Here is a 4249-nt window from a genome sequence, read left to right on the forward strand (position 1 = left end):
CGCTCGACGCGGCGGCGGCCGGGGTGGCCGACGGGCCGGGGGCGGCGGTGGAGGTGTCGTCGGACGAGCCGCAGCCCACGACGGCGGCGGCCAGGACGACGCCGGTGAGCAGGAGTGCCGGGCGGACGAGCCGGCGGGACGCGGTGCTGGGCATGGGCTTCCCCTCGATGAGCGATCTCGTGAGCTTGGTCGGCCCCGACGCCTCGGAAGTTCCGGGCCGCCAGGTAACCCGGATCACGGTCGTTCCCCGGGCGCGGCAGGTTCGGCCGGTATCGGGCAAAGGTCATCGTGAATGCGACCGTGATCGGGCCTGTCGAGCCGCACCTGCGGCCGTTACGATCCGTCCGTGACGATGTTCCGGATGGGTGAGGCGGCCGAGTTGCTCGGGGTCAGCGTCGACACCATGCGTCGGTGGGTGGACGCCGGTCGGCTCACCGCCGACCGTGACGAGCACGGCCACCGGGTGATCGACGGCGTCGAGCTGGCCGCGTTCGTCCGCGCCCAGGCCGCCGAGCCCGGCGGGCGGACCGACGAGTCCTCGGCGCGGAACCGGCTGCGCGGCATCGTCACCGCTGTGGTCAAGGACGCGGTGATGGCCCAGGTCGACATCCAGGCCGGGCCGTTCCGGCTGGTCTCGCTGATGAGCCGGGAAGCGGTCGACCACCTCGGCCTGGAGGTCGGCTCGGTGGCGGAAGCAGTGATCAAGTCGACCACCGTCGTGGTGGAGAAGCCTGCCGTGACCGGCAGCAGAGGAAGGGCCCACGCGTGAGAGCAGTACGTCTGCTGGCCGCCGTCACCGCACTCGCACTGCTCGTCGGATGCGCCGAGGACCCCGCCGACCCGACGACCGACGGCACCGGGATCGGCGGTGAGCTGACCGTCTTCGCCGCCGCGTCACTGACCGAGTCGTTCACCCGGATCGGGCGGGACTTCGAAGCGGCCCACCAGGGCGTGAAGGTGACGTTCAGTTTCGCCGGCAGCTCCGCGCTGGCCACCCAGATCAACCAGGGCGCACCCGCCGACGTGTTCGCCTCCGCCGCCCCCGCCCCGATGGCCACCGTCACCGAGGCGGGCAACGGCGACGGCGAGCCGGTCACCCTCGTGCGCAACCAGCTCGTCATCGCCGTACCCGAGGGCAACCCCGACCGGGTGACCGGGCTGAGTGACCTGACCAGGCCCGGCGCGAAGGTGGCCCTCTGCGCCGAGCAGGTGCCGTGCGGGGCGGCGGCACGGATGGTGCTGGACGCGGCCGGGGTGGCGCTCACCCCGGTCACCCTGGAGCAGGACGTGAAGGCCGCGCTCTCCAAGGTGCGCCTGGGCGAGGTGGACGCCGCGCTGGTCTATCGGACCGACGCGCGGGCCGCTGCCGCAGACGTGGACGGCGTGGAGTTCCCCGAGTCGGCGGAGGCGATCAACGACTATCCGATCCTGGTGCTCAGGGAGGCGCGGAACACGACGACCGCGCGGGCCTTCGTGGAGTACGTCCGCTCCGACACCGGGCAGGCCGTGCTCACCGAGGCCGGATTCCAGGCGCCGTAGCCCGTGACCCGCGCCGTGCCCACACGTACCCGCCGCACCGGGCGGATACCGATCGCCCTGCTGGTGCCCGCGACGCTCGGGATGGTCTTCCTGGTGCTGCCGTTGGTCGGGCTGCTGGTCCGGACACCGTGGAGCACGCTGCCGCAGCGGCTCACCGAACCGGGCGTGCTGACCGCGTTGCGGCTGTCGGTGCAGACCGCCTCGCTGGCCACCCTGCTCTGCCTGGTCCTCGGCATCCCGCTGGCCTGGTTGCTGGCCCGGGTGTCGTTCCCCGGCCGCCGGGTGGTGCGCGCCCTCATCACGGTGCCGCTGGTGCTGCCTCCGGTGGTCGGCGGCGTGGCGCTGCTGCTGGTGTTCGGCCGGCGCGGGCTGGTCGGTTCCTGGTTGGACAGTACGTTCGGCATCACGGTGCCGTTCACCACCACGGCGGTGGTGCTCGCCGAGGCGTTCGTGGCCATGCCCTTCCTGATCATCGCGGTGGAGGGGGCGTTACGGGGCGCGGACACCCGGTACGAGGAGGCCGCCGCGACCCTCGGCGCGGGCCGGTGGACCACCTTCACCCACGTCACACTGCCGCTGGTGGCACCCGGTATCGCGGCGGGGGCGGTGCTCTGCTGGGCCCGCGCGCTCGGCGAGTTCGGGGCCACCATCACGTTCGCCGGCAACTATCCCGGCCGGACGCAGACCATGCCGTTGGCCGTCTATCTGGCGCTGGAGACCGACCTGGAGGCCGCGATCGTGCTCAGTCTCATCCTGCTCACCGTCTCCGTGGTGATCCTGGCCTGTCTCCGCGACCGGTGGATCAGCTCGCCATGACCGCCTCGCCGCTGCTCGACGCCCACCTGACGGTGGCGCGCGGCGACTTCCGGCTGGACCTGCCGCTGACCATCGGCCCCGGCGAGGTGGTCGCGCTGCTCGGGCCCAACGGGGCCGGCAAGACCACGGCCCTGCGTACGCTCGCCGGGCTGCTTCCGCTCTCGGCCGGGCATCTCACCCTGGACGGCCGCGACCTCGACCATCCCGAGCGGCGGATCTGGACCCCGCCCGAGCGCCGCTCCATCGGCGTGGTCTTCCAGGACTACCTGCTCTTTCCGCACCTCAGCGCCGTCGACAACGTCGCGTTCGGCCCGCGTCGGCAGGGCCTCAACCGTCGGGAGGCCCGCAGCCGGGCCGCCGACTGGCTGGCCCGGATGGGGTTGACCGCACACGCCGGGCACAAGCCCCGGCAGCTCTCCGGCGGGCAGGCCCAGCGGGTCGCCCTCGCCCGGGCGCTGGCGGTGGAACCGGCGCTGCTGCTGCTCGACGAGCCGCTGGCCGCGCTCGACGCCGGGACCCGGCTCGACACCCGGGCCCAGTTGCAGCGGCACCTCGCCGCGCACACCGGTGCCACCCTGCTGGTGACGCACGACCCGCTCGACGCGCTGGTGCTCGCCGACCGGCTGGTCATCGTCGAGCAGGGCGAGGTCGTACAGGAGGGCAGCGCGGCCACCATCACCGCGCGGCCGCGCACCGACTACGTGGCCCGCCTGGTCGGCCTCAACCTGTATCGGGGGCAGGCCAACGGGCATCAGGTCCGGCTCGCCGACGGGTTCCGGCTGACCGCCGGGGACCCGCAGGACGGCGACGTGTTCGTGGCGTTCCCGCCGTCCGCGGTGGCGCTGCACCCCCGGCAGCCCGACGGCAGCCCGCGCAACACCTGGCCGGCCACCATCACCGGCGTCCAGCGGCACGGCGACAACCTGCGTATCCAGCTCAGCGGCCCGATCGAGGTCGCGGCCGACGTCACGCCGGCCGCCGCCGCGCAACTCGCGCTCACCCCGGGCCAACCGGTCTGGGCTGCGGTCAAGGCCGCCGAGACCCGCGCCTACCCGGCCGGGCCGGTCTGATCCTGCGGCCGGAGCCGCGCACCGGTCTGGTCCTGCGGCCGGAGCCGGACCCGGCGCAGCAGTTGGGCGTTGAGGGCGACCACGATGGTCGAGGCGGACATCAGCACCGCCGCGACCGCCGGGCTCAGCGCCACTCCGACCCCGGCCAGCACCCCGGCGGCCAGCGGCAGCGCGACCACGTTGTAACCGGCGGCCCAGACCAGGTTCTGGACCATCTTCCGGTACGCGGCGCGGGACAGCCGGATCACCCCGGTCACGCCGCGCGGGTCGGAGGAGGCGAGCACCACCCCGGCGGACTCGATCGCCACGTCGGTACCCGCGCCGATCGCGATGCCCACGGTGGCGCGGGCCAGCGCCGGAGCGTCGTTCACCCCGTCACCGACCATCGCCACCCGCAGCCCGCGCCGGTGCAGGTCCGCCACCGTGTCGTCCTTCTCCGCCGGCAGCACCTCGGCGAAGACCTCGTCCTCTCCGGGGCGGAACCCGAGATCGGCGGCGACCGCCTCGGCCACCGGACGGGCATCACCGGTGATCATCACGATCTTGCGGATGCCCTCAGCGCGCAGGTCGGCGACAGCCTGCCGAGCCTCCGGGCGTACCTCGTCCTCCAGGGCGAGCGCACCCACCACCCGTTCCCCGTCGTCCTGCACCCGCAGGAGGTGCAGCACCGCCGCGCCGCGCTCGGACCACTCCCGCTGCCGTCGGGCGAGGTTCTCGGGCACGCTCACGCCGAACTCCCGCAGCAGCGCCGGTCCGCCGACCGCGTACGCGACGCCGTCCACCTCGGCGCGGACGCCCCGGCCGGGCAGCGACCGGAATCCGGT

Annotated in this window: 5 protein-coding genes; 4 read left to right on the forward strand and 1 reads right to left on the reverse strand. The window is 73.8% G+C overall.

All coding sequences use genetic code 11. From position 1 onward, the window contains the following. The first annotated feature begins 346 nt into the window (after nt 1-346). The 4 genes from EYA84_RS27695 to EYA84_RS27710 are packed head-to-tail and all read left to right on the forward strand — an operon-like array spanning nt 347 to nt 3425. On the forward strand, nt 347-769 hold the full coding sequence (locus EYA84_RS27695; RefSeq protein WP_131056780.1) for a molybdopterin-binding protein: 423 nt from the start codon (nt 347-349) through the stop codon (nt 767-769). Then, complete coding sequence (gene modA, locus EYA84_RS27700; protein WP_131056782.1) at nt 766-1539, forward strand: molybdate ABC transporter substrate-binding protein; 774 nt, start codon at nt 766-768, stop codon at nt 1537-1539. Before EYA84_RS27695 ends, modA begins: the two co-directional genes overlap by 4 nt. Nucleotides 1540-1554: 15 nt before the next feature. After that, complete coding sequence (locus EYA84_RS27705; protein WP_394347623.1) at nt 1555-2355, forward strand: ABC transporter permease; 801 nt, start codon at nt 1555-1557, stop codon at nt 2353-2355. Continuing rightward, on the forward strand, nt 2352-3425 hold the full coding sequence (locus tag EYA84_RS27710) for an ABC transporter ATP-binding protein (RefSeq protein WP_131056789.1): 1074 nt from the start codon (nt 2352-2354) through the stop codon (nt 3423-3425). Before EYA84_RS27705 ends, EYA84_RS27710 begins: the two co-directional genes overlap by 4 nt. Here the strand turns inward: EYA84_RS27710 and EYA84_RS27715 are convergent. Continuing rightward, nucleotides 3404-4249 (reverse strand): HAD-IC family P-type ATPase (locus EYA84_RS27715; protein WP_131056784.1); only part of this gene is annotated, 846 nt, incomplete at its 5' end. The two genes, EYA84_RS27710 and EYA84_RS27715, sit on opposite strands and share 22 nt — an antisense overlap.

It is taken from the genome of Verrucosispora sp. SN26_14.1 (assembly GCF_004307965.1).
Lineage (GTDB): Bacteria > Actinomycetota > Actinomycetes > Mycobacteriales > Micromonosporaceae > Micromonospora.